We start from the raw sequence: 24,708 nt of genomic DNA, 5'->3' as shown, positions 1-24,708 counted from the left end.
AAAAGCCAAGTCATCAAGCGTGAGGACTCAACTCATCATCCCCCAAGTTCTTTATGTATCACTTAAAATATCTTACGATTATGTCATTAAACTATTCCATTGCCATGATGGGCAACCCGTTGAAAAAAGAGGAACCCAAGAAAGCCTACGCCAAGGCGCAAACCAACGGCGAGCTCAACTTAAAAGAGCTATCTACCCTGATAGCGAGTAAATGCACGGTGCACCAAGCTGACGTTTCGGCCGTGCTCATCGCCACCACCGAGTGCATGCTGGAAGGTCTGAAAGCTGGCAAGCAGGTGGATTTCGGCGATCTGGGCGCCTTCCGCCTCCAGATCAATTCCGGGGGAGCGCCGAGTGCCGACCTGTTCACCTCCGACTATATCAAGGGGGTGAACATCCAGTTCGTCCCCGGCGAGGAACTTCAAGTCATCTTCCAAGGCCTCAAGTTCAACCTCGTCCCCACCCGGGCCGCCCAAGCCGCCGTCATCAAGGCCCAGAAGGCCGGTAAGACAACGGTGGATATCTCCGGTAAGAACGGCTCCTCGGACAGCGAGAGCCCGGATGAGATATAACGGGGCACGCTTCGGCGTGCTCATTGATACAGACTTCGTATTATCAACCTTATAAAACAAATTTAAATGAGTGAAAAGAAGAAAACCAACGTTTGGAGCGTAATCGTCAAAGTAGTCATCGCCATAGCCACCACCATCGCCGGGGCCTTAGGCATCAGTGCTTGCGCTTTCTAACGCCTTATCCAAGACCTCGTACTTGGAGTGCCGGCTTTTGAACTCGGGGACGATCGCCTTCATCTTGCCCACGATGGCCATATCGTCCCTCGAGCGGCCTAGGCCGACGAGTTCATCTATATCTTGGCAAACCGTATCATAATCGTACTCCCGTACCTTGGCGATCTTGATCTTCGGATGGAAGGTAGGCAGCGTGATCTCCTCGTCGTTCAGTACCTCCTCGTACAGCTTCTCGCCGGCACGAAGGCCCGTGAAACGGATCCCCACGTTCTTGGCGCCCGAAAGCTGGATCATACGTTTCGCCAAGTCGATGATACGCACGGGTTTGCCCATGTCGAAGACGAAGATCTCCCCACCGTTACCCATCGTACCCGCCTCCAATACCAACCGGCAGGCCTCCGGGATCAGCATGAAGAAACGGATGATATCCGGATGCGTCACTGTCACGGGACCGCCCTTGGCAATCTGTTCACGGAACAATGGGATCACGGAGCCGTTAGAACCCAGCACGTTGCCGAAGCGGGTCGTAACGAACTGCGTCACGCCTTCCACATGGTCCTCCTTGATCGCCTTGTCGAGGCTCTGCACGTAAATCTCGCAGATACGTTTCGAGCAACCCATCACGTTCGTGGGATTCACCGCCTTGTCCGTGGAGATCATCACGAACTTCCTCGTGCCATACTTCACGGCCAAGTCGGCGATCACACGGGTACCGTCCACGTTGTTACCCACACTCTCACAAGGATTATCCTCCATCATCGGAACGTGCTTATAAGCCGCCGCATGGAACACGTAGGCGGGGCGATGCTCCGAGAAGATCTCCTCCATGCGAGACTTGTTAGCGATGTCCGCCACCAAGGTATAGGCGTTGATATCCCGCCAATCCCTCGCCATCATCAAGCGGATGTCGTGCAAGGGAGTTTCCGCCTGATCTACCAAGATCAAGCGATCCGGAGCAAACGAGGCGATCTGGCGCACCATCTCGCCACCGATGCTGCCGGCGGCTCCCGTTATCAGGATGCGTTGACCACGAAGCAAGCGGCCCACCGCCTCCATGTCTATCTCTATCTTTTCCCGGGGAAGCAGATCCTCGATCTCAACCTTCCGGAGTTGTGTATGCGTCAAATCGCTCCTGCCATCCCATTCTTGCGCCGCCGGGGTCACGTAGATCTTGATCCCCGCCTCCGCCAAACGGGCCACCATATCCGGCTGTTCCCGAATGGAGTCGCTCTTCAAGGGGGAGACGAAAAGGATCGTCGCCCGCTCCCGACGCATGGCATCGATCAGCTCCTCATCGAAAGGGTACACACGCACTCCCATCAATATACGATTCTGCATGTTCCCGGCCTCCGAGACGAAGCCTGCCAGCACGTACTGTGAGGGATCTTGGTTCTGGATGCTCTTCGCCAAACTGATACCGCCCTGCTTCACGCCGAAGATAAAGGCACGCTCAGCCTTCGACTGACGGAAGGTTGTCACGTAGAAATACTTCACGAACACACGCATCGCCCACATCAAGCTCATCGCCAGCAGGGAGGATAGCACAAGGTCTCGTTTACGGATATACACCAAGTAAGGCGAAAAATCCGTAAACTCTTGGAAGGTCACCACGCAAACCACACCAAACAGCACGGCGAAGCCCACCCGTTGCAAATCCACGAAGGAAGAGTAACGAATGATGCCCGAATACGTACGGAACAGCCTAAAGCCCACCAGATAAGGCACTAGGCAAACACCCCACGTGAGCGACAGGTGCCAAAAGATGCCCATCGTGGCGAAGATCCCGTTATTCAAGGCATATACCAGCAAGCCTGAAAACAGGATCACCAAGCAATCCAGCAGGATAATACTCCAATACGGCAACGCTTTCCTTGAGAAATACCACGTTGAGAGTTTAGAAAAAAGGTTCATCATGAATAAAATTTTGGGTTCATGTCAGCTGGGGCAAGCCCTCCACCTCACCAGCATGCCATCTTCGGTAGTCAGTCAAGGAGGATTCGGGGACGGTCAGCACCACGTAATCCGTCTCGTCCCGCCTCAAAATATGTTTACGGGCATACGAACGCAACGAGCGATCCGTCACGGACACCATCACGATCGGGAACGGGTAGGCGAACAGACGCAGCGGCGTGATCTCGCTATCCGGGAAGGTGAGACACAACTGATAGGCAGAACGCTCGAAAGCTACCCAATAAGGACCCGTACAATATAAATGGATCGAGGTACGGTTCGTGCGCTCACGATCCATGATCTCGTTCAGATGCTCGTTTAGTAACGTAACCAAGCGTATGCCAGAAGGAAGAGAAGGCATGTTTTGAATTTTTAATTTTCAATTCCCACGTGTTTTAGCCAGCGGTCGTAGTCGGCTAACCGACGGATCAAGGATAATTTACTCTTCTTCGGGGAAGATTCCCGACTCCACGGATCGATCAACTCGTGCGCACGATAATAATAGATACTGCTATCCGTACAACCATAAAGCGTAAGTAGTAATAATGCCAACGACTGCTCCGCACGGATCAAGGGTAAGAACGAGACGATCGTTCCGATCAACGACTTTTGCCGCTCCTCGTCCCCTAGTATCGTATAGGCGGGCAACAAGAGAGAATAGAGCTTGCACCGCATCACGGCAGAATCCAGCTGTAACTCTCCATAGGCACGCAAGGTCTCGGTCGCCAGCTCACGGTCTATAGCCGTAACGCCACCATCCCCCCAATGACGGCCCAACGCCTCATGAAGACCATTTTGTATCCGGGAATTGTCCAAACGGGTATATACATGCTTGCCTTCCTCGGCCAAGCTGATCACCTCATACTCGCCCGGCTGAACACGCAATAAAGGAACCCACATCCAGTTGTCCACGCATACCATTACCTCCCGCTCGCCAACACCGGGCTGTATTACTACACTTGCCTCAACACCTTTGAAACGACCATCCGTGATGCGTATCCGGTCACCTTTACGCAAATAACCCGCTTCCGGCACATACACCGGAAGCTCATCCGAGTAAGAACGGGCCACCCAACGCAAGTTTTCCATCTCACGATCGGAGACAAAAGGATATGAGCCACGGCCATCCACGCTAGGCAGGAAATTATACAAGGGAAAATCTCGTTTCAAACGGAAGATCTCATACACAGAAGAGCGGATAAACACATAATTGTAGAGTAACGGACGGTGAGTCTCCACCAAACGCCCCTCACGGCGATGCATCTCCACGAAAGAGGGGGCGAAAAAATCGAACGTAGGCTCGCCCAAACGCACCCTGCGATCTAACTCCTTCCGCAAACCTTTGGCTGGACCTTTGTGACAAGCGGGAAGAGATAACACATACCATCTTACGGTGTGGACATCACGCAATGGTAAAGGGGGAAGATCATGACCCATAGATACTTCAATGCCATATCAGCGTATTCTATTAACACACTGATAATCTAATACTTAAATCAAATATCGTTTTCTATTCCCGAAAATTTTAAAGCAATAGAAACCATGTCAATATCTCTTCTATCGGGACGTGGAAGATCGGCTACTTGGGAAGTAGCGTAAAAGATAGGAAATGATTATTACCCAGTTGTAGAGACGGAGCACGCTCCGTCTCCCACCATCTGGCAGTAATTTAAAATACCCATTTGAGGGGATGAGACGGGGCACGCCCCGTCTCTACACGATGTTCGTACGATTTTTTGGGGAGACGTGATGATGCAGGAAATATGAGGTCGTTTCGTCTCCATTGTCGTGCCCATACACCACGAATAGAAACGAAAAATCGAGGAAAGATAAATTCAGAAAACAAACAAAGCCTACACAAAGCCTAAAAATTGTTTGTTATTCGGTGTTTTTTACTAAATTTGCGGCGTGGAAGATTACGCTACTTCCCAAGTAGCCGATCGCCTACCCCACCTTTGATACATTATTATATATGCTCTCGAAGCAAGCCTTGTTCACCGCAGACATCTTATCCAAAGAGAAGCTCTTCAAATAGATTTGCGTCGTCTTGATCGATTGGTGTCCCAGCAATTCGCTGATCATCTCGATCGGTACACCCTGTTCCTTCAAGGTCGTGGCGAAAGAGTGACGGATTGAGTACGAGGTAACCATTTCCGTCACACCACAGGCATTTGCCAGTTCCTTCAAGGAACTGTTGAAATCAGCCAAGGCAGAGGTATATTCCCGGAAGGCCTCTTCACCCGTTTTCGTCCCACTCAAGAAAGTGAATAGATAAGGAGAATCCCGAAGCGTGTCGGTCATTAACGCAGCCAACAACTCCTTGGCCACAGGCTGTATCTCGACCAACATCGGCGTACCCGTCTTCTGGCGGTTATACCTCAAGACACCACTCCGGATATCACTCTTTTTCAAATGAGCGAAATCGACAAATGCCATACCGCAAAACAAGAACATCAAACACAATGCCCGCTGTGTTTTCCGCAGCCCCGAATCATCCAACGGAGCGGTCATCAACAAACGCAAGGATTCCGTAGGCAACGCCTTCTTCTGTTTGCTTTTCACTCCCATGAAAATCCCCTTGAACAAATAACGGGAAAAAGGAGCCTCCCCATTCTCCATCGCCAACCCATACACACGGCGAATCCTACGCATATAGGTAGACACCGTATTCCACGAGCATTCCCGGTCCCGCAAATAGTCTTGATACCTCAAAAGCATTTCCCGGTCGATACGGGTATAAGGAATCACCTCCTGCCCACAAAAACGCAGGAATGAATTCAAGGCATCTTGATAACTCTTGGCGGACGAATAACGTCCTTGCTCTCTCAATCGGGCTATATACATCCGCATACCCTCCGCTAAATCATACTGTTTCATATTTTCACGTATAAAAAAAGTAAATTACAATAAAAAACACGGTTAATTCGTGATTGTCTACTTACATTTGCAGAAAAACAAATACCATGGACAAGATCGTAGAAATAGCCCGGTTCACCTATCCGGCGGATGCCCAACCGCTGATGGCCCTGTTGAGGTCGGAAGGGATAGAATGTTATCTCCGCAATGAGTTAAGCAGCCAGATCATGGCCGGTTACGTAGACGTAGGCGGCGCACGGGTGGAGATTCTGGAAAGCGACGTTCCCCGAGCCATGAAGATCATGGAGGAAGGCGGTTACGACCTGCCCCGGGAAGACGAGCAAGCGGAACCGGTAGAACAAGTCGCCGGATTCGCACGTCATATCCCTTTTCTACGAAAATATCCCTTAGAGAAACAAATCATGATCCTATTCGTCATCATAGCTGTCTTTTTGGCTTTGGTGATTTACTTCGGATCGCTTATTTCATCAAACTAAACAAATGTAATCAATGGCACGCAGAAAGATAACAAATAGTCAAGCCGTATGTATCACCTTACTATGGGGTGTCTTATGCTACATGCTGCTTGTATACAGCGAAACGATCAATTTCGACGTCATATTTGCCCTTGTAGCCTCCGCTATCATTGTGTTCGTTCCGATCTATAAGAATTTCAAGCATAGAGACGAATAACATTTCGTCGTTTTTTCAAACTTAATATATCTAAATGATATTTTTTATGCATTTTCTCTTTCAATTATTTGCTAGTGTCAAAAATTAGCTTACCTTTGCCACGTCGTTAAACAAACGGCGTACGGATAACAAAATGGTATAACATTCTAAATATAAAATTCAGTCATGAAGGCAAGTGAAGTTTTAGACAACTTGAAAAGAAGATTTCCGAACGAACCGGAATATCATCAAGCAGTATCAGAGGTTTTAGGGACTATCGAGGAAGCTTACAACGAGCATCCGGAATTTGAGAAAAGCAACTTGATCGAGCGCCTTTGTATCCCCGATCGCATTTTCTCTTTCCGTGTAACTTGGATGGACGATAAGGGACAAATCCAGACGAACATGGGTTACCGTATCCAGCACAACAACGCTATCGGCCCGTACAAAGGCGGTATCCGTTTCCACGCTTCCGTAAACCAATCGATCCTTAAGTTCTTGGCTTTTGAGCAAACGTTTAAAAATTCACTGACTACATTGCCGATGGGTGGTGGTAAAGGAGGTTCCGACTTTAGCCCGAGAGGAAAGTCAAACGCTGAGATTATGCGTTTCTGCCAAGCCTTCATCCTTGAGTTATGGCACCATATCGGTCCGGACACGGATGTTCCCGCCGGCGATATCGGTGTAGGCGGACGTGAGGTGGCTTATATGTATGGAATGTACAAGAAATTGGCTCGTGAGAATACGGGCACATTCACGGGTAAGGGTATCGAGTTCGGAGGTTCCTTGATCCGTCCGGAAGCTACAGGTTACGGAAACGTATATTTCTTGTTGCAGATGCTGAAAACCCGCAACATTGATATCAAAGACAAGGTAGTTTGTGTATCAGGTTCCGGAAACGTGGCTCAATATACGGTAGAGAAATTAATCAGTCTTGGAGCGAAAGTTGTCACGATGTCTGATTCCGACGGTTATATCTATGATCCGGATGGTATCGACCGTGAGAAACTGGATTATATCATGGAGTTGAAGAACTTGTATCGTGGCCGTATCCGTGAATACGCGGAGCAATACGGATGCAAATATGTACAAGGCGCTCGTCCTTGGGGAGAGAAATGCGACATCGCTATGCCGAGCGCAACCCAGAATGAGTTGAACGGCGACGATGCCAAGACTTTATTGGCCAACGGTTGCTTCGCCGTATCCGAAGGCGCTAACATGCCTTCTACGCCAGAAGCTATCGACGCATTCCTTGAGGCCAAGATCCTTTACGCTCCGGGTAAGGCCGCTAACGCAGGTGGTGTATCCGTTTCCGGTCTTGAGATGACTCAGAACGCACAGAAGTTAAGCTGGAGCAGCGAGGAAGTAGACCAGAAACTTCAGAGCATCATGGAAAACATCCACGAGCAATGCGTAAAATACGGAAAGCAAGAGGATGGTTACGTAAACTACGTGAAAGGCGCCAACGTAGCCGGCTTCATGAAGGTAGCTAAGGCTATGATGGCACAAGGAATACTCTAGGTAATTGAAAATTGAGAATTGAAAATTAGTTAGAGAGGAGAGATTGATGATCATATAAGCGAGGGGGATAGGCTTTGAGAGGCTATTCCCCTTTCTTATTTCCGACGAAGTCCCAATTTTCAATTTTCAATTCTTAATTTTCAATTAAAAAGCGGTATCTTAGTGCCGTAAATCGATAAGTATGATAACAGAAGAACTTAGGAAGCTATACCAATCATATACCGGATCACCGGCAGAGGAAATAACAGAGTTACCGTCATCCGGCTCTAACCGCCGGTATTTCAGGATAAAAGGTCCTGAGACGTTGATTGGAGTTAGTGGCACTTCTACTGAGGAGAACGAGGCTTTTATCTATATGGCAAAACATTTCCGGGAGAAGGGCTTACCCGTACCGCAAGTATATGCCAGCTCGGACGACCATTCATTTTATATCCAAGAAGATTTAGGAGATACGCTTCTTTTCAACGCCATCGAGAAAGGCCGTAAAAGCAGTGTATTCGACGAGGAGGAACGCCGTTTATTACACAAGACGATCACCAAACTCCCCGACATCCAGTTCTTGGGGTCCGACGGTTTCGATTTCTCGTATTGCCATCCGCAAGCCGAGTTCAACCAACGGTCTATCCTTTGGGACTTGAATTATTTCAAGTACTGTTTCTTAAAGGCTACCGGGATGGAGTTTCAGGAAAATCGTCTGGAAGATGATTTCTTGAAGATGAGCGACGTATTGTTACGCAGTTCCTCCGCCACGTTCCTGTACCGTGATTTCCAGTCACGCAATGTTATGGTAAAGGATGGAGAGCCTTGGTTTATTGATTTTCAAGGTGGACGAAAAGGCCCGGTTTATTACGACGTGGCTTCCTTCCTTTGGCAGGCGAAAGCGAAATATCCGGAGGATCTGAGGAATGAATTACTATCGGATTATATCACGGCCCTACGTAAATATATCCCGGTAGACGAAGCTTACTTCCATAGCCAGCTGCGCCATTTCGTCCTGTTCAGGACCTTGCAGGTATTGGGGGCTTATGGTTTCCGGGGGTATTTCGAGAAAAAGCCTCATTTCATCCAAAGCGTCCCGTTCGCGATCGAGAACCTGCGGCAGTTATTGAAGAATGACTATCCGGAATATCCCTATTTATGCTCCGTCCTTCGTGAGCTTACCGGGTTGAAACAATTCACGGATGATATCCAGAAACATATGCTGGAAGTAAAGGTCATGAGCTTCGCCTATAAAAAAGGAATCCCGAACGACCCTAGCGGGAACGGAGGTGGATTCGTATTCGATTGCCGTGCGATAAATAACCCCGGTAAATACGAGCGTTACAACCATTTCACCGGTTTGGATGAGCCAGTGATCCAGTTCTTGGAGGATGACGGGGAGATCACGAATTTCCTCGAGCATGTCTACCATATCGTAGACGCCTCGGTAAAACGATATATGGATCGTGGATTCACCAATTTGATGATTTGTTTCGGATGTACGGGAGGACAGCACCGTTCGGTCTATTCCGCACAACATCTGGCGGAACATCTTAACACCAAGTTCGGAGTAAAAGTACATTTAGTACATAGAGAACAAAATATAGAACAACTCTTTAACCCTACATTATGAAAGCTATGATTTTCGCGGCCGGTACTGGTTCCAGACTGAAGCCGTTAACCGATCACACGCCAAAAGCGCTTATACCTATCGGGGGCAAACCGATGCTAGAACACGTCATACTGAAACTGAAATCCTCCGGTTTCGACCAGATCGTGATCAATATCCACCATTTAGGCAACCAGATCGTGGATTTTCTGGAGGCGAACAACAACTTCGGTGTCCGGATCGAAATCTCGGACGAGAGCGATTATCTGCTGGATACGGGAGGAGGAATCAAGAAGGCCACTTCTCTTTTATGCGGGAACGAGCCTTTCTTGATACATAATGTCGATATCTTATCGAACGTGGATCTCAAGAAACTATACGATACCCATGTACAAACGAACCCGTTGGCTACCTTACTCGTCAGCCAGCGCAATACCTCACGTTATCTATTATTTAATAAGGAGAATAGACTGTGTGGTTGGCGTAATCATGAGACCGGCGAGGTAAAATCTTACTATCCCTATTTTGACCCGGATCAACACAACGAGTACGCCTTTAGCGGAATCCACGTACTCTCGCCCAAGATATTGGAGCTGATGGAAGAATGGACCGGAAAGTTCTCTATCATTAACTTCTATCTGGCTATTTGCGCCAAAACCGATATCAGGGCTTATATGGCGGATAACCTAAAACTATTGGATATCGGCAAGCCGGAAACCTTGGCCGCCGCCGAGGAATGGCTACGACAAAACATCTAACAAAATATTTCACACATGAAAAAAACTAGTTTTATCTACTTACTCTTGTTGATCGCACTGGGCCTCAGCTCTTGCCAGCAAGAGAAGACTTTCAAGGTTCTTCAATTCAACATCTGGCAGGAAGGCGCTGTCGTAAAAGGAGGCTTTGACGCTATCGCTGACGAGATCGTAAGAAGTAACGCCGATTTCGTTACGTTAAGCGAGGTACGTAATTATCATCAGACCCGTTTTTGCGACCGGATCGTGGAAGCGTTGCAGCAAAAAGGACAAACGTACTATTCTTTCTACACCGAGGATTCCGGTCTGTTAAGCCGCTACCCGATCACGGATAGCACGACCGTCTATCCCTTGAACGATGACAGGGGTAGTATGTACAAGGCCATTACCCACATCGGCGATACCGAGGTAGCTCTTTACACCGCCCATCTGGATTATCGTAATTGCGCTTATTACGATGCCCGTGGATACGACGGAAATACATGGGACGAGGAACCTCCTGTCACCAATCTGGACACACTCCTATGGTTGAACGAGCAATCTGTCCGTGACGACGCTATCGCTTGCTTCCTAAAAGAGGCGAAAAAGGATCGGGAAGCCGGACGGATCGTTATCCTCGGAGGAGACTTTAACGAGCCTTCCCATCTGGACTGGACTGAGGCGACCAAAGATATGAGAGACCACCAAGGATTGGTTGTTCCTTGGCACGTATCCGTCATGCTGGAGAAAGACGGCTTCAAAGATACGTACCGTGAGATCTTCCCGAACCCTGTAACTCATCCGGGACTTACCTGCCCGGCGGACTGTAAGGATATCGCTTTAGAGAAATTGGTTTGGTCGCCGAAAGCGGACGATAGAGATCGCATCGATTTCATCCATTACGCTCCATTCGAGGGATTAACGCTTACAGATGTATGTATCATCGGTCCGAAAGGTGACATCCTCCGTGGGCAAAGAGAGACGGAAGAGACCTCCGACCCGATCATGACTCCCCTTGGAATCTGGCCTACCGACCACAAAGCGGTTCTTGCCACTTTCCACTTGAAATAAAAAATGGATTCGCGAGACCCGTCTTACCGGCTCGTCTCGCAAATCCACAAACAACAATCTTCTCTTGAAACGCTATCTTTTTATGGTTTCAATACCACGCCAAGACTTTTCTTCCCATCCATCTTAATCGTAATCGGAGCATCAAAATGTACATGACGAAGATATTCCGTCTCCTCTACGGCAGGTTGCGCATTCAAGAACGCCTCATCGAACCAACCATCTCCCTTAAATGGATTAACCGTAAAATAGCCCACTCCGAACGAAGTCAGGTTCTGGAAGAAATGGGTACCTTGACTCGGGTCTACCCGATAATTCTCCAATCCGCATTCCACGATCACCCGTGCGTTACTGATATGCGGCCATTTCACCGGAATACCCAACCAAGAGTCGCTGCTCCCCCATCGGCCGGGGCCGACTAATACGTATCCTTTCTCCTGATCGGTAAACGAACGGTTCATCTTCTCGATCTCATAAGCGATCAACTGATTATTGGATGAATTAAAAGCGCCCGTCTTCACATAGATAATATCCTGTACGTCGCCAACGATGCCATGCCCCAAAACACTGGTAGAAGAAAGGATGGTTTCCTCGTTCTTCACCAAGCTCAGATCCTCGTCCATAATCTCTTTATTATCTACGATCGGACGGATTTGCAACAGATAGAAAGTCGCCCTTGTATGATCCGACGGGTCCATGTTGACAGCGAACTCAATCTCGACCGGACGACCCATTTCCTGCTGCCCGATCCGTAAGATCTGATCCAACGTATCCGCCAGCGGGAATACGTCATGCTGTAGGATATTCACGAAAGAAAGGATCTTACGACCGCCCGGGTAATAACCGTCACGGATAATCTGATCGTACGGATCGTATGTAGAGACAATATATTTCAGGGAACCTTCAGCGTCAGCGTCCTTCAAGCCCAGCTTCACCAAATTAAAGGCATCATCTACCGAGAAGGTTTCCGCCATATTCTTCAAATCCAAGGCATAGAAACGAGTCTGCGTTTCCCTGAGAGCGAAATCCATCGTACTCATCTGCAAGATGCTATGGGGATGTCGGGGAGAGAAACGCAAGGTTTGCCCGCCATCGACGATATATTTACCCAATCCCAAGGCGATATTCGCGATCCCATCTTCCGCCTTCTCGTTACCGATCGGATAGAAATTCAAGGAACGGGCCACGCCCGACATCGTCGGATAGAAATGATCATTATAACGGGAGCCCACCACTTCTTGCAAGACGATAGCCATCTTCTCCTGATCGATCAAGTTCGAGGTAGCCGTCATATACGCCTTACTATCCTTATAAAAGACAGAGGCATACACCGCCTTGATAGCGTCGCTCACCGTACGGAGCATATCGTATTTCTCCTCGATCTTAGGTACCATATACGTAGAATAGATCCCGGCGAAAGGTTGATAATGCGAATCTTCCAGCAGGCTGGAGGAACGCACGGCGATCGGGCTTTTCACCACATCGAAGAAAGCCATCAAGTCCTCGATTAAACGGGAGGGCAAGCTGGCCCGCAAGAAATACCGGAGGATCGTCTCGTCGTCCGCATCGCCCAGCGCTACCGGATACAACTCGTTCGTCTCCATGAACTCGTCGAAGATGTCGGTACAGATCACGACCGTCTTCGGGATATTCACGGCAAAATTATCACTCTCCAGCTTAGGGTATCGCTTCACCATCGCACCGATAAAGGCAAGACCTCTACCCTTACCTCCCAGCGAACCGTCGCCGATACGGGCAAAATTACTATACTCATCAAAACGATCCTTCTGATAAACCGCCACGACACCCGTGTTCTTCATCCGGCGATATTGCACGATCAAGTCGAAAATCAATTTCCGGGCCTCATCCATATCCTTATAGTCACTCACGTCCACATGCTTCAAAACCTCGGCGGGTGGAAACATGGCACGGGAATAAAAGAAACGGGAGAAATGATTCCGGGAGAGATGGTAAACCAGCGAGTCGTCGGGAATCTGGAAGACTTTCTTTTGAAGGTCTTTCAAATCCTTGATACGCATGATCTCCTCTTTCGTATGCGGATTCAAGATCACGAAATCGCCGAAACCGAAACGCTGCATGATCTTCTTTTTCAAATCCTGCGGATAACTCTTGGAATTCTTATCGATAAACGAGGCGTTCAGTTCCTTCGCGTACACATGGTTGCTGGCCTCCGAAGATTCCAGCACGAAAGGAATGATCAAACCCGTTTTCCGTACATACTGTCCGAACTTATAACCGGCATACGGATCTTTCACGCCATTGTGCATAAAACTCATATCCGAGATAATACCCAACATATTATCCCGATACTGATCAAAAATACGTACCGCCTCCTCGTAATTCCGGGCCAATTTGATCTTCGGACGACCCCGCATACGCAACGTACGCTGGTGATCGTTCAACGCCTCCTTCGCGAACATTTGGCTCTGCTCCAGCACGAACTTATATAAATGAGGCAAAGCGGACGAATAGAAACGAATGGAATCCTCCACCAACAAGATGATCTGTACGCCCACGCTGGCCGTATCGTCCGGAGCGTTCATCTTATCCTCGATCAACTTGATAATCGCCAGTAACAACTCCGAGTTACCCAACCAGCTGAACACATAATCGATAGCGCTCAGATCCTCGTTGGCGATCCGCTTAGACACCTCTTTCGAGAAAGGAGTCAATACGACGATCGGGATATTCGGATAATGCACCTTTATCTCGCTCGCCGCAGCGAATATATCCCGGTTATCCATATTCGGCATGCAAATGATCAATTCGAAGTTCCGGTTCTTCAACTCATTCAAAGCCTCCTCCTCGGTAGTCACCTGCGTAAACCGGGGTGGGTAACGGAGGCTTAAGGAAGTATATTCGTTAAATATCTGCTCATCTACACGCCCGTCATCTTCCAGCATGAAGGAATCATATTTCGTAGCGATAAGCAATACATTATATATACGCTTATTCATTAGATTGGCAAACGGGGTGTCTCTGAACACCAAGTCTTTTAAGTTCGGTATACCGCTCATAATAGATTCTGATAGAATTATTCGAGTCAAATGTAAGGAAAAATAATAACTATTGAAACATGAAAGTACGCATTCTGACTCTAACTGAAGATTTTTAGGTTTTCACTGATAAAAAGTAAGCGAAACTCTTGGTCATTCCAAAGAATTACCTACATTTGCCAACAGAATGTTATCCTTTTAAAGAATATAAATGCTATGAAGACTGAAGTTATTTTATCAGCGCTAGAGGCAAAACATCCGGGAGAAAAGGAGTATTTGCAAGCAGTAAAAGAAGTGCTTTTATCAATTGAGGAAGTGTACAACCAACATCCGGAATTTGAGAAAGCGAAAATCATTGAACGCCTAGTTGAGCCGGAACGTATTTTCACTTTCCGTGTGCCTTGGGTAGATGATAAAGGTGAGATACAAGTTAACTTGGGATACCGTGTTCAGTTCAACAACGCAATCGGCCCGTACAAGGGAGGCATCCGTTTCCACCCGTCCGTTAACTTGTCTATCTTGAAATTCTTAGGATTCGAGCAAACATTTAAAAACGCTTTGACAACCCTTCCGATGGGTGGTGGCAAAGGTGGTTCCGATTTCGCTCCGAGAGGAAAGAGCGACGCCGAGATCATGCGTTTCTGCCAAGCGTTTATTCTTGAATTATGGCGTAATCTTGGTCCGGACAGGGATGTTCCGGCTGGTGATATAGGCGTAGGTGGCCGTGAGGTAGGTTATATGTACGGTATGTACAAGAAATTGGCTCGCGAGAATACGGGTACGTTCACGGGTAAGGGCATGGAGTTCGGAGGTTCTATCCTTCGTCCGGAAGCTACCGGCTTCGGCGCTCTTTATTTCGTACATCAAATGCTGGAGACTCACGGAATCGATATCAAGGACAAGACGGTCGCCATCTCCGGTTTCGGCAACGTGGCTTGGGGTGCCGCTACAAAGGCCACCGAGTTGGGCGCTAAAGTGGTTACGATCTCCGGTCCTGACGGATATATCTATGATCCGGTGGGTATCTCCGGCGAGAAGATCGACTATATGTTGGAATTGCGTAATTCCGGAAATGATATCGTAGCTCCTTACGCAGACGAATTCCCGGGCTCTACCTTCTATCCCGGCAAGAAACCTTGGGAACAAAAAGTAGATATAGCCTTGCCATGCGCTACCCAGAATGAGTTGAACGAGGCTGACGCTCGTAAGTTGATCGAGAACAAGACTTTGTGCGTAGCTGAGGTTTCTAACATGGGTTGTACGGCTGAGGCTGTAGACTTGTTCATCGAGCATAAGCAATTATTCGCTCCGGGTAAGGCTGTCAACGCCGGTGGTGTAGCTACTTCCGGATTAGAGATGACTCAGAACGCTATGCATATCTCATGGACTGCCGCCGAGGTAGACGCTAAATTACATCAGATCATGAGCGCAATCCACGAACAATGCGTAGCTCACGGTAAAGATGGCGAATATATCAATTATGTAAAAGGCGCGAATATCGCAGGCTTCATGAAAGTAGCGAAAGCTATGATGGCACAAGGTATCGTATAAGAATAAGGTCAGTTTAGGCTAAATAAAAACATAGTTATGAATTCTTTGAACCTTAGTTATGGTTTGAGAATTTCATAACTATGTTTTTTAAGCTCATATCAGCGGACTTTCCCGGGGTTCTTAGCGATAAAATCCTTCCATCCCGTATACTTCTTTTCCGAGATCGGATTATTGGTTTGGAAATAATGACAAACAGCCGCCGCCAACCCATCCGTAGCGTCCAATTGCGGAAGCATGGACTCATCCGGTATCTTCAGATAGCGTTGTAGCATGCCGGCCACTTGTTCTTTCGCCGCATTTCCATTCCCCGTGATCGAGAGCTTGATTTTTAGAGGGGCGTACTCGAAGATCGGGATATCCCGCTCCAAGGCCGCAGCCATCGCTACCCCTTGCGCCCTTCCGAGTTTCAACATACTCTGTACGTTCTTCCCGAAGAAAGGCGCCTCGATAGCCAACTCATCCGGATGGTATTGATCGATCAAGGCCAAGACCCGTTCGAATATCTTACGCAGACGGAGATAATGATCCTCATATTTATTCAATTGCAGGATTCCCATAGCTTCCAGCTTCGGTTTATTCCCCTCGATCTTCAAGATTCCGTATCCCATCACGATCGTACCGGGGTCTATGCCTAATATAATACGGTCCTTGATCATTTAGGTAGCTCTATATCTTCCAACAGGGTAGAGAATCCTGCGATTTTCTCTTTATAACGTCCTATCAAATCTTGCTGCAAGGCTCCGCCTTCCTTACGCACCCACTCATTCAACGAATCGATATCCCTCGTATGAAACTGTACGGAAAAACTTTCACCTTCCTCATTCCGCGAATCCAAGATCCGTCTCAAATAAGGACTATAAAGGATACCGCTCTCGGAGGCTTTCGGTATATAACTATTCTTCAAATATTCCAGACACTCATCCACGATATCCTTATGGATATGAAAAGTCGTATTATAAATTATCATCTTCTTTCCTTTCTCTTGAAATTTCTTATACAAAGATAGCGCATATATCAAGAAAAGCCTTATATTTGCACATGAATTAACAAGACGGGGCATTAGCTCATCTGGCTAGAGCGACAGACTGGCAGTCTGTAGGTGATCGGTTCGAGTCCGATATGCTCCACCAATAATAAATTAAGCGGTTACAAAACAAGTAGCCGCTTTTTTTATTGATAAAAATCGTTTTGTTTTGGCGTTTTGTTGCATTTGGTGACGCAAATTTGACGCAAATAATAACGCTGTTGCGTTCATTGCATTTCCGGTTTAACACCCAGTTTAACCTTACCTCCCAAACCTCGCTAGAACCGCAGCCTTATCAAACAAAATTAGGCAGTTACCTAAAAAGATAACTGCCTAATTTTGTGAGCCGAAAGCCGGACTTGAACCGGCGACCTACGCATTACGAATGCGTTGCTCTACCAGCTGAGCTATTTCGGCAACATTTGTTTCTTTATTTCGGGCGCAAAGATACAGGGTTTATTTGACATCTGCAAGAAGATTCGCTAAAAAATCATCTAAATCTGCATCTAAATCTTTTAATAGAGGATCGTCCAGACGAAGCATATCATCATCGATGAAGAGAAGTTCCTCTATTACAACAAAATCCTCATCGGTCAAGCTAACAGAAAGAGGCTTCATGAATCGGGGGACGTCAAAAATATTCTTGGTAGACAAGATCGTAAGAACCGCCTTCACCGAAGCGGCAACCCGCTTATTGAATGCGTTCTCCTCCTCGTTCGAGTTCACCCAATCGAAGATAACGATCTTTTCGATCAAATGCTCCTCATCATCATAAATTTGCAGTTCCCCGCTTTCCGCATCAGCCTGCACATATAAGTCGCTTATAAAATTACCGGACTCATCCTTGGCCAGCTTTTCAACAGCCGACGTAAAAGCGTTCTCGATGAGGGATTGAACCTTTGCCATATTTGCGTTCATATATTAATTCTCCTTTATTCGAATATGCGTCAAAAGTAATAATAATTCACCGAATAACGCCGTTAATCCTCACCAAATTGCACATTTAGTTTCTTATCGGAACGAATTCGTTCGGCCAACGCCTGTACATAGAGTTCCAATAATTTGGTACTCTTATCATTATCACCATTATTACGCTTGAATAAATCGTATGATTTATGAGCCCACTCATAGGCTTCTTTTAAAGCTCCTCTCATCTCATGGCATAGGGCCAGATTAGAGGCCGCCTTCGCCCGGCTTTTCCAGTTTTCCGTACCCCGGTAAAGCCCGGACCAACGATCTTCCGCCATATCCCATTTCTCATTAGCCGCATAAGCGGAAGCCTCTTTCCAACGTGAACCCATTCCGGTAAAGTACCAACGAGTCTCCTTCTCCCAATGAGGAACAAAATTAGCGTAGACCTTCGCCCCGAAATATTTACCGGCCCCACGCAAAGCATTCTCCGGAGAGGGCAATACCTTATCCAAGATCGGCATATAATCCGCACTTTCCGCCCAATAAATACTATCTTTCATATGTACCGTCGCCAGTGGAGCCTCACGATCGGGAACGTAACTGCGTATCACGCCAGCCATCTGCACGTCGATCATTCCCATTACATACCCTTCGCCCAAGGTACCTACGCTTTTCTTCATATCGAACAGCAAGCGGTCGATGGAGATAACCGCATCGGCACCGGTCTCATCGCATAGCGACGCTACTTGCCCTTGGGTAAGTTTCGTATCCAGAAACGCCTGATTATCTTTTCGAACCGCATCATGGTAAAGCAATACGTCGTTAAAATAAGAAGCCTCCACGATAGCCTCCCCTAAAGTACGGCAAGCGTCAAACAGCGCACTATCCGCTTTCGCTTTGCAAGTATCTTGCCTCTCTCCCTGCAAGGTGTATTCGTAACCCGCATCCTCCGGTTGGGGGACGGCATTGTTTACGATAAGTACCTTGGCGACATTCTCAGGAAACGTCACCTCCGCAGGATTATACGTCTCGATACCTACATAATTAATCGTGCTACAAGCGGACAACAAACCCGCTATGCCTATAAAAAGAATGCTTCTCATCTTCATCTATTTAAAAGGGGGCGATTTACGCCCCCACATTATGTCAAATCACTCACAGCCTTGAAATAGCCGATAGACTCCGCGATCCCCAAGAAGGGGTCTTTCATGTCTTTCTCGTATTCCAAGCTACACATTCCCGTGTAATTAACTTCCCGCATCATACGGATCAGCGCAGGGAAGTCGATCTTTCCACGACCGATCTCGATCCCGACTCCCGCCTTCGAAGAATCCGTCACGTCCTTGATGTGCATATCGAATACCCGGGTATGGTATTTCTTCAAGTCGGCGACAGGATCACAGCCGTTTCGCAAGTCATGCCCGACATCCAGACACATACCGATACGGGGGTCTAAATCCTTCGTATGCTCCCAAACGTCCGTAGCATCGGGATACGTCTTAATATCAGGACCGTGCAAGTGGATAGCGTAATGAAAATCATACTCCTTCACTTTTTTATCCACATAGGGTAAAAGCTCGTAATTCGGGACACCGACGATTAACTTCACTCCTACCCGCTTCGCATAATCAAACGCACGATCTATCTCTTCCTCACTCTTCATATAAATAGGACCTACGGCATATCCCGTCACTTTATGGGCAGCGCATTTATCATGAAAAGCCCTAATCTGCTCATCCGTACTATTCAACGGCAAATGGAAATCCTTGATGCAAAGATAATGGATATCTAATCGTTCCAACGTCTTCAACGTCGTATCTAAATCAAAATTAACGAAAGTATATCCCGCCATTCCCAGATGGAACGGGTTTACGGCCTTCGGGGCTTTTGGCTTTACAGGGTCCGGCAAAGCGGCCCGGGCGATCGTGGAGGTACCTAATAAAAGGGCACCCGCCAATCCTTGTTTAAAAAATGTACGTCTTGAGTGTTTCATGGTCTATTACAATATTATATATAATGTATACTGTTTATCTTGGGAAAATAACGCTAAAGGTAGAGCCTACCCCTTGCTGGGAAGTCACTTCTATACGACCGCCGAGCTTTGTGACCAAAGCCTTGGAGATAGCCAATCCCAAGCCGACTCCATTGGTCCATTGCGTCAACTTGACAAAACGATCGAAAACCCGTTCCAATTGGTCGTCCGGGATTCCCTCGCCTGTATCCGTCACATAAAAGCGGATTTCCTGCTCCGTCACGTCATACCCGAAGCAAATATAACCTTTTTTCGTGTGCTTGATAGCATTCGTCAATAAATTAGTGAGGACTTGCGTTAATCTACTCCGATCGGTATAAAGCGTAAAAGGTTGGCAATCATCCAATCGAAGTTCTACATTTTCGGGCATACGTAATAAAATGATACTATAGATATCTTTCATTAAAGCCTTCATTTCATGATTCGCCAAAACGAAAGTCAACGTATTCGACTCGATTTTCGATATATCCAATACGTCTTCTATCAAGCGTTGCAACAATTCATTATTACTTTGTATAATATTGGAGAGTTCATGACGAGTTTCCGCATCTTCCTCATCGGCGATCACCTGCGAGAATCCGACGATGGCGTTCAATGGCGTCCTGATCTCATGATTCATGTTTGCCAAGAACGCAGATTTCAGGTGATCCGCCTCCTCCGCTTTCTCTTTTGCGATCTTTAATCGTATCCCCGCACGATGACGGGCATAGGCGACTATACCCAAGCCCGCACATAGTAACAACACCAAGACAAATCCTCCTCGAAGCATCAAGATACGGACACGCGACTTTTCCGCCTCTAGCTCCAGTTTCTTACTTTGTATCTCTAGTTTTTCCACCTCTCGTTGGGTTTTCAACTTCGCTAAATCCTCGTAATATTTTACCCGCATAATCGAGTCGTGCACTTCTTTAGAATCTCTGTAAGCCCTAGCCGCTTCCATCCCTCTTCCAAGCTTATAATAGAGATCCGCCTTAAAATCCTCCACTGAGACCCAATCACTAAAGCGTTTCTTATCCAAGAGCATTAGTTCCAATTTGTTCGCCAAATCAATGGCCTTCTCATATTTCCCCGCTAAAGCGTAATAATTCATCCAAAGGAATTGAGGCAGGATTTGCTCGGCATTCATATTATTCTTCTTTTCGATATCCTCCATCATCCTCAAGTGCTGATAAACCAAGGAAGGCTCTTTTTCCGCCACGTAATACTGGGCCGAGTAATAATGATAGCGATCTTTTAAAAAAGCGACAGTATGTTCCGCATCCAATTGAGTAATGTCCTCTTTCTCGCACTCTTGTATGCAAGAATCCAATTTATTCAAATACTCCAATCGCAAATCCTTCGTAAGCAACAGCCGTAACACGTAATACCAACGCATCCTAGAGGCATTACGTTCTTCCATGCGAGATAAGATCTCCCGGCTTAATTGAATACCCTCCTCATCCAATCCTATATTAAAATAGAAATTCGCTAAAGCTTGGTTTGCCATATCCACCCCATCCGGATAATTAAAATAGGTCGCAAGATTCCTCAAGCTATCCACCTCCCGGATTACCAATCCCTGCATCCCCTCATTCGCTAAAGAATAGATATTCCATCCTTTCGCCCTACATAATTCCTCGATCCGGTTTGTCGCGATGAAAAGGGGTTCCGCTATTTTCAAATATATTCGCAAGCTATCCGGATCTTGCATATAGTAATAACGCATCAAGAATAGTAAGGCATTTCCTTTGTAATAATCGTTACGTTGCCTCTGTGCCTCTTCTAGTAGCAAATCCGCATATACTTTATATACTTTGTTATGCGTATTGGCATAAAGTAATTCGTTCAAGCGTATTAGTTTACTACTATCCGGCAAAACCTTGATTTCTCTTCGTAAGCTATCGACAAACGTGTCACCTTTCGCCCTATCCGGAATAAGCAAAGTTAGAATCAACGTCCAACAACCAATAAAAAACAATCTCTTCATATATACCTTGAAAAGTTAGCACGACTATCCATTATTCAATGCCCGGCAAGTTAATAAAAATTTAAATGCCAAGACATCAACATAAACAAGTTTAATATCACATTTTCAACTTATACAACAAAAAGCCTATATCAACCAAAAAAAGATTGATATAGGCTCTTATTTCAAAGAAACGGCCGTTCTATTTATTTTGTCAAGGCAGCGATACTTTCCTCGATAGACTTAATCTTCGATTCGGCATCGGCTTGCTTTTTCTTCTCCATCTCGATTACTTTCGCCGGGGCTTTGCTCACGAAGTTCTCATTGCCTAATTTCTTCATGACAGAAGCCAAGAAACCTTTTTGGTATTTCAATTCTTCTTGAAGCTTAGCCAACTCTTCCTCCACATTGATCAGATTGCCTAAAGGTACGGCATATTCAGTCGTACGGACCAAGAACGATACAGCACCGGCCGCTTTCTCCTCTACCTTGGAGATGGAAGAGAGATTGCACATCTTAGCGATTACGGCGTTGAACGCCTCATTGTGCTCACCCACGATCTGCAATTCCAGCGCATCCTTATTCGGTATATTCTTTTGCAAACGAATGGTACGGACACCACCAACGATCTCTTTCACGATCTCGAAAGCATCCAAATAAGCGCTATCCGCAACAGCTACTTCCGGCATTTGGGCAACCATCAAGCTCTCACCTTCCTTACGAGGCTCAAGGGCTTGCCATAATTCCTCGGTAATAAACGGCATGAAAGGATGAAGCAAACGAAGCAAGGCATCGAAGAAACCTAACGTAGCCTCATAAGTAGCCTTGTCGATCGGCTGCTGATACCCCGGTTTTACCATCTCCAGATACCATGAGGAGAACTCATCCCAGAACAATTTATAGACAGCCATCATCGCTTCGCTCAGACGATATTTACTGAAAGAGTCGTCTACCTCGGCAATCGTCTTATCCAGCTGCATCTTGAACCATTTCACGGCGATAGCGGAAGCCTCCGGCTGAGCGATCGTATCGTCTACCGTCCAGCCCTTCACCAAGCGGAAAGCATTCCATATCTTATTATTGAAGTTACGTCCTTGCTCACACAAAGCATCATCGAAAGGAATATCATTTCCGGCAGGAGCCGCAAGCATCAAGCCCATACGCACGCCGTCCGCACCGTATTGCTCGATCAATTGCAACGGATCGGGAGAGTTTCCTAAAGATTTGGACATCTTACGTCCCAGCTTATCGCGAACGATACCCGTAAAGTAGACGCTCTTGAACGGCATTTTCCCTCTGTACTCATAGCCGGCCATAATCATACGGGCTACCCAGAAGAAGATGATATCCGGTCCGGTTACCAAATCACTGGTCGGATAGTAATAATTGATTTCCTCGTTATCCGGGTTATTGATACCGTCGAACAGGGAGATCGGCCACAACCAAGAGGAGAACCAAGTATCCAATACGTCCTCGTCCTGACGCAAATCAGACATGGTCAGATTCGGGTTACCACATTTCTCTTTCGCCAGTTCCAAAGCTTTCTCTTCCGTCTCGGCTACCACGTAACCACCTTCCGGCAAGAAGTAAGCCGGGATACGGTGTCCCCACCAAAGCTGACGGCTGATACACCAGTCCTTGATATTCTCCATCCAATGGCGGTAGGTGTTCTTGAACTTCGGCGGATAGAACTTGATATCGTCCTTCATGACCGGCTCCAAGGCGATCTGGGCTAGATGTTCCATCTTCAAGAACCATTGCATAGACAATTTCGGTTCGATAGGCACGTTCGTACGCTCCGAGAAACCCACCTTGTTCTCGTAAGCCTCTACCTTCTCCAAAAGACCGGCGTTACGCAAGTCTTCCTCGATCTGCTTGCGGACATCGAAACGATCCATGCCCACATACAGGCCGGCAGCCTCGCTCAACGTACCGTTATCGTTAAATATATCGATAGAAGGCAAATTATATTTCTCGCCCAGCATATAGTCGTTTACATCGTGTGCCGGGGTCACTTTCAAACAGCCCGTACCAAACTCTATATCCACGTAATCATCCTCGATCACCGGAATCTCACGGCCTACCAGCGGAACGATCACTTTCTTTCCTCTCAGATGTTGGTTCTTCGGGTCGTTCGGGTTGATACACATCGCCGTATCTCCCATAATCGTCTCCGGACGGGTAGTAGCGACAACAGCGTATCCCTCCTCGCCTACGATCTTATAGCGAAGATAGTACAGCTTGCTATGCTCTTCCTTATAGATAACCTCCTCATCGGACAGGGCCGTCAACGCCTTAGGGTCCCAATTCACCATACGCACGCCCCGGTAGATCAAGCCCTTCTTATATAGATCGACAAAAACCTTGATGACGCTTTCCGAACGTTTCTCGTCCATCGTGAACGCCGTACGATCCCAATCGCAGGAAGCCCCCAATTTACGAAGCTGCTTCAAGATGATACCGCCATGCTCTTCTTTCCATTCCCAAGCGTGCCGCAAGAACTCGTCGCGCGTCAGATCGGTTTTCTTGATTCCTTGCCCGGCCAAACGATTCACTACCTTCGCCTCCGTAGCGATCGAGGCATGGTCCGTACCCGGTACCCAACAAGCGTTCTTACCCATCATACGGGCACGGCGAACCAAGATATCTTGGATCGTATTGTTAAGCATATGTCCCATGTGCAATACGCCGGTGACGTTAGGGGGCGGGATTACGATCGTATACGGCTCACGGCCGTCTGGCTTTGACTTAAAGAAGCCGTTATCCAACCAATACTGATACCACTTCCCCTCTACTTCAGCGGGATTGTACTTACTAGCGATTTCCATATTTTTATAACTAATTAGTCTTTACACATTTCTCGATCCGCGAAAGTACAAAAAATATAGACAAAAAACGCTGAGCATCGGGAAATATAGTCGGCTGAGACAATAGGCATTCTCTCTCGGACAAACCACTATTCTATAAACCACGGCATGGTTTGTAAAGACCAAGTCGTAGATTATATAGATCACGACGTGATTTATAAGGACCACGACGCTATTTTGAAAATAGAGTGAATGGCAATTACTTTTACATCCGGGGATTTGAAG

The 24,708-nt window shown here is 47.1% G+C and carries 21 protein-coding genes and 2 tRNA genes; 10 read left to right on the top strand and 13 right to left on the bottom strand.

Annotation, left to right across the window (positions count from 1 at the left end; genetic code table 11):
* The first annotated feature begins 80 nt into the window (after positions 1 to 80).
* Complete coding sequence (locus tag CI960_RS02545) at positions 81 to 572, top strand: HU family DNA-binding protein (protein ID WP_005858742.1); 492 nt, start codon at positions 81 to 83, stop codon at positions 570 to 572.
* Between the two features lie 66 nt (positions 573 to 638).
* Positions 639 to 746 (top strand): smalltalk protein, encoded by a 108-nt coding sequence (locus tag CI960_RS23105; protein WP_005858743.1) that lies wholly within the window; start codon positions 639 to 641, stop codon positions 744 to 746.
* Here the strand turns inward: CI960_RS23105 and CI960_RS02540 are convergent.
* From CI960_RS02540 to CI960_RS02520, 4 genes are all read right to left on the bottom strand, one after another.
* On the bottom strand, positions 720 to 2,660 hold the full coding sequence (locus CI960_RS02540) for a nucleoside-diphosphate sugar epimerase/dehydratase (RefSeq protein ID WP_036629068.1): 1,941 nt from the start codon (positions 2,658 to 2,660) through the stop codon (positions 720 to 722). The two genes, CI960_RS23105 and CI960_RS02540, sit on opposite strands and share 27 nt — an antisense overlap.
* A 16-nt stretch (positions 2,661 to 2,676) precedes the next feature.
* Positions 2,677 to 3,057, bottom strand: coding sequence for a hypothetical protein (locus CI960_RS02535; RefSeq protein ID WP_005858745.1), 381 nt, complete (start codon positions 3,055 to 3,057; stop codon positions 2,677 to 2,679).
* An 11-nt stretch (positions 3,058 to 3,068) separates the two neighbouring features.
* Positions 3,069 to 4,133, bottom strand: coding sequence for a transcription termination/antitermination protein NusG (locus CI960_RS02530; RefSeq protein WP_005858746.1), 1,065 nt, complete (start codon positions 4,131 to 4,133; stop codon positions 3,069 to 3,071).
* Positions 4,134 to 4,640: 507 nt separating this feature from the next.
* Entirely contained in the window at positions 4,641 to 5,573 is a 933-nt protein-coding gene (locus CI960_RS02520) for a site-specific integrase (protein WP_005858747.1), read from the bottom strand.
* A gap of 86 nt (positions 5,574 to 5,659) precedes the next feature.
* Between CI960_RS02520 and CI960_RS02515 the strand changes: the two genes are divergently transcribed.
* From CI960_RS02515 to CI960_RS02490, 6 genes are all read left to right on the top strand, one after another.
* Positions 5,660 to 6,049 (top strand): DUF2007 domain-containing protein, encoded by a 390-nt coding sequence (locus CI960_RS02515; protein ID WP_005858748.1) that lies wholly within the window; start codon positions 5,660 to 5,662, stop codon positions 6,047 to 6,049.
* A 13-nt stretch (positions 6,050 to 6,062) separates the two neighbouring features.
* A complete protein-coding gene (locus CI960_RS02510; protein ID WP_005858749.1) occupies positions 6,063 to 6,245 on the top strand; it encodes a hypothetical protein in 183 nt (60 codons plus the stop codon).
* A gap of 165 nt (positions 6,246 to 6,410) precedes the next feature.
* Entirely contained in the window at positions 6,411 to 7,745 is a 1,335-nt protein-coding gene (locus CI960_RS02505; RefSeq protein ID WP_005858752.1) for an NADP-specific glutamate dehydrogenase, read from the top strand.
* 181 nt (positions 7,746 to 7,926) lie between these two features.
* Positions 7,927 to 9,357 (top strand): RNase adapter RapZ, encoded by a 1,431-nt coding sequence (locus tag CI960_RS02500; RefSeq protein WP_005858754.1) that lies wholly within the window; start codon positions 7,927 to 7,929, stop codon positions 9,355 to 9,357.
* Positions 9,354 to 10,091 carry a nucleotidyltransferase family protein gene (locus CI960_RS02495; RefSeq protein ID WP_005858756.1) on the top strand — a complete coding sequence of 246 codons (738 nt, stop codon included), beginning with the start codon at positions 9,354 to 9,356 and terminating at the stop codon, positions 10,089 to 10,091. Before CI960_RS02500 ends, CI960_RS02495 begins: the two co-directional genes overlap by 4 nt.
* A 15-nt stretch (positions 10,092 to 10,106) precedes the next feature.
* Complete coding sequence (locus tag CI960_RS02490) at positions 10,107 to 11,138, top strand: endonuclease/exonuclease/phosphatase family protein (RefSeq protein WP_005858758.1); 1,032 nt, start codon at positions 10,107 to 10,109, stop codon at positions 11,136 to 11,138.
* An 80-nt stretch (positions 11,139 to 11,218) separates the two neighbouring features.
* Here CI960_RS02490 and CI960_RS02485 read toward each other — a convergent pair whose 3' ends face one another.
* Positions 11,219 to 14,173, bottom strand: a complete 2,955-nt coding sequence (locus CI960_RS02485) for a PEP/pyruvate-binding domain-containing protein (protein WP_005858760.1) — start codon at positions 14,171 to 14,173, stop codon at positions 11,219 to 11,221.
* A gap of 195 nt (positions 14,174 to 14,368) precedes the next feature.
* On the opposite strand from CI960_RS02485, the gene gdhA reads away from it, so the two are divergent.
* Positions 14,369 to 15,703 carry an NADP-specific glutamate dehydrogenase gene (gene gdhA, locus CI960_RS02480; RefSeq protein WP_005858762.1) on the top strand — a complete coding sequence of 445 codons (1,335 nt, stop codon included), beginning with the start codon at positions 14,369 to 14,371 and terminating at the stop codon, positions 15,701 to 15,703.
* Between the two features lie 98 nt (positions 15,704 to 15,801).
* On the opposite strand, the gene ruvC is transcribed toward gdhA, so the two are convergent.
* Together ruvC and CI960_RS02470 are read right to left on the bottom strand one after the other, a co-directional pair.
* Positions 15,802 to 16,359: a crossover junction endodeoxyribonuclease RuvC gene (gene ruvC, locus CI960_RS02475; RefSeq protein WP_005858764.1), complete on the bottom strand. Its 558-nt coding sequence runs from the start codon at positions 16,357 to 16,359 to the stop codon at positions 15,802 to 15,804.
* On the bottom strand, positions 16,356 to 16,670 hold the full coding sequence (locus tag CI960_RS02470) for a DUF4286 family protein (RefSeq protein WP_005858766.1): 315 nt from the start codon (positions 16,668 to 16,670) through the stop codon (positions 16,356 to 16,358). The genes ruvC and CI960_RS02470 overlap by 4 nt, the downstream gene beginning before the upstream one ends.
* An 86-nt stretch (positions 16,671 to 16,756) precedes the next feature.
* Between CI960_RS02470 and CI960_RS02465 the strand changes: the two genes are divergently transcribed.
* A tRNA-Ala gene (locus CI960_RS02465) sits at positions 16,757 to 16,833 on the top strand.
* Between the two features lie 238 nt (positions 16,834 to 17,071).
* Here the strand turns inward: CI960_RS02465 and CI960_RS02460 are convergent.
* The 6 genes from CI960_RS02460 to CI960_RS02435 form a co-directional block, all read right to left on the bottom strand.
* Positions 17,072 to 17,144, bottom strand: a tRNA-Thr gene (locus tag CI960_RS02460).
* A 39-nt stretch (positions 17,145 to 17,183) separates the two neighbouring features.
* A complete protein-coding gene (locus CI960_RS02455; RefSeq protein WP_005858768.1) occupies positions 17,184 to 17,645 on the bottom strand; it encodes a hypothetical protein in 462 nt (153 codons plus the stop codon).
* Positions 17,646 to 17,707: 62 nt separating this feature from the next.
* Entirely contained in the window at positions 17,708 to 18,742 is a 1,035-nt protein-coding gene (locus CI960_RS02450) for a DUF6340 family protein (RefSeq protein WP_005858770.1), read from the bottom strand.
* A gap of 38 nt (positions 18,743 to 18,780) precedes the next feature.
* Positions 18,781 to 19,632: a sugar phosphate isomerase/epimerase gene (locus CI960_RS02445; protein WP_005858771.1), complete on the bottom strand. Its 852-nt coding sequence runs from the start codon at positions 19,630 to 19,632 to the stop codon at positions 18,781 to 18,783.
* A gap of 34 nt (positions 19,633 to 19,666) precedes the next feature.
* Positions 19,667 to 21,637, bottom strand: coding sequence for a HAMP domain-containing sensor histidine kinase (locus tag CI960_RS02440; RefSeq protein WP_005858773.1), 1,971 nt, complete (start codon positions 21,635 to 21,637; stop codon positions 19,667 to 19,669).
* Positions 21,638 to 21,822: 185 nt separating this feature from the next.
* Positions 21,823 to 24,444, bottom strand: a complete 2,622-nt coding sequence (locus CI960_RS02435; RefSeq protein WP_005858775.1) for a valine--tRNA ligase — start codon at positions 24,442 to 24,444, stop codon at positions 21,823 to 21,825.
* Between the last annotated feature and the right edge of the window lie 264 nt (positions 24,445 to 24,708).

This window comes from Parabacteroides sp. CT06 (assembly GCF_002257605.1).
GTDB lineage: Bacteria > Bacteroidota > Bacteroidia > Bacteroidales > Tannerellaceae > Parabacteroides > Parabacteroides distasonis.
This window is presented reverse-complemented; position numbering and strand designations above follow the sequence as displayed.